Annotated in this window: 1 protein-coding gene and 1 pseudogene; both read left to right on the top strand. The window is 42.0% G+C overall.

Annotation, left to right across the window (positions count from 1 at the left end):
• Positions 1–489: hypothetical protein (locus ACTXGO_RS12435; protein WP_443574758.1), on the top strand; the 489-nt coding region annotated here is incomplete at its 5' end.
• A 99-nt stretch (positions 490–588) separates the two neighbouring features.
• A pseudogene (locus ACTXGO_RS12430) lies at positions 589–2430 on the top strand (hypothetical protein); the annotation flags it as partial.

Raw genomic sequence — 2430 nt, 5'->3', positions numbered from 1 at the left:
TGTGTTAGACCGCGTAGTACTAAGCTATTTAGTATTCTTGAGATTAGCGAACTCAATGAAAGTAATGCTTTATTGACGGACAAAAACAACGGCTATTGCAATCCTAACGATAGTAATGACTATGTCAGTGAAGGTCGGGTAATTACTCAGATGACGTTTGTACGACCTGAGAGCAGTGGTATTTTCTCTCAAGAAGGTTCAGGTACCTCGTCTAACAATGTTGAGCCTGCGACAACTGGGGTCAATGCCGCTATTGGCTGCACTACCTTTATAGGTTACGTCACTTCAGTCATACCAGCACTCTCTAGCGCACCATTGGGTAATGCGAGTAGCAATGATACTACTTCTATCGCGGGCTGCTTTAAGCAGATGCGTACAGGGTCTACTACTGTAGACAGTTGTCTGACCGCACTGAGCGTGCCGTATCAAACCCAACAGCAGACTTATATTAACCAGCCAGTTGGTGTGACCTGTGTTTCTGGTAACTAGAATTATTTAAGCGGCTGCTATGTTTAGCGCGCCAGCTTAAAAGCAATAGATGACTAGCAGTTTATTTATAACAGCAATCAATATTTAGGGATGATTACTATGAGAGTCTTGAACAGAATCACAACTGATAGAGTCCACCCTATTATGAAAGGCTGGCCTATCAAAGTATTATCGACAGTCGTTTTGGCCTGTATGGCAACGAGTGCTGGTCATACTAGTGATCGTGAGATCTATCAAGCGGCGCAAGGGGGTAATGCCTCTATTATAATGATGCTCGATAACTCTTTAAGTATGGATGAACAAGGCGTTAGGCATATTCAAGACGATTATCCAGATGTCGCACTTTTCAACTTGTATGCTGCAAACGAACCTGTACGCATTTATAACGATGCTGGTACTAGCATTGTTGATAGTAGTTTGTCATATAGAGTGATTTATAAATTAGATCGCTTTGGAAATAGATATTATGACCGTATATCACGTTTGAAAATGGCGCTTATTCCACTGTTTGCCAACCCTAAAGGCACCTCAGGGTTCGGTCCAGATGAGGATTTGACTAAATACAAAATCGGTTTGGGTAGCTTTTTTGGAGGAAGTGGTGCAGGTGGTGGAAAAATAGATACGCCAGCAGCAGATCTGACGCTTCCAAATAGGAAAGCGCTTATCAATAAGATTATTGCATTGAGCCCAACGACATATACTCCGATAGCGAATGCTTATGCCGAAGCTGGCGCGTATATGCTAGGGACAACCACAGTCAGTCGATCAACCCAGACCGAAATACGATACGAAGCAGTTGGTGCTTCAGTTGCTGAGCGCGGAAATAGAGATAGTTTATATAAATGTAATAATGTGAGTTCAGAAGTTTCTACTATTGGTAGTAATAAATATTATGAGTGTGTTGGGGGGAGCTACTCTTCAGTCGTTAGTCAATTTAACACTAGAAACTTAGATCCCTCTGTATTAAGTAGTAGTACGGTTTATTCTCGTAGAAGTGGAGACGTCACTTTTTATTATAAGCAAATTGAGGTACCAGTAGAAGTAGTCAATCCAGCAAGTGGTTTTTTGCTCTCAGATAGTAGCACTAAAATAACTAGTGGATTAAAGTATGATTCACCTATGCCTAATGTTGCAAACCAATGTGATGGTTACGGTGTGTACTTTTTGACGGATGGTGAGCCCAACAGTGTTTATTCAGAGCCAAACACTAAAAGCCTGATGAATACGAGCTTGGTAGGAAGTTCGCTGTCTGTTAATAATGTTAGCAACCCTGAGCTTACCTCTCTAAGAAGCTATTACTATTCGGGCATAGATCCTCGAACCAGAGCCAACGTCGGTAGGCCTGAATGGGAGTTGATTGGAGAATATGCAAAAGCATTAAACAGTGACAATAATTCTAGAGGAGATGCGATTGCGACCGCAACAGCAGGATTAGGCAGTGTATATAGAGAGCTATCAACACTAGAACAAACTTCATTCGAAGGAAAACCTGTCTATAACTGTGATGATGCTAATATTAATAGTATAGACGCCAAGAACCTATGTAAGCTTGGTGAAAAAGGCCAGGGCTATGGTGAAGGTGGGTTTGATTATGTTGCTGGGTCGGTAGATATTGCCGAGAGTGTTAAGAACTTCGTTAGAGACGTAGGTGAAACTGAGATTGCTCCCATATCAGCAGGCACGATGTCTGTACCGCTTGACAGTCTAGGGGGACTAGAATCGCGTCAATTTGCTTATTTACCTATACTCGAGCCTCTCCCTGGATCATCCAGACTATGGAACGGCAACCTAAAAAAATACAAGGTTAGAAATGCCACTTTGCTCGGTGGTAATAATAATTTTGTCTTCTCTAATAACAGTGGTTTGTTTGCAAAAAATACTTATGATTTATGGAATACTGTTGCTGCCTCAAGACCTGACCGAGGTTTGCCGCAAGTGGGC

The sequence above is a fragment of the Psychrobacter sp. T6-1 genome (assembly GCF_052258445.1).
The sequence above is the reverse complement of the archived record's forward strand: the minus strand, read 5'-3'. Positions and strand labels throughout refer to the sequence as shown.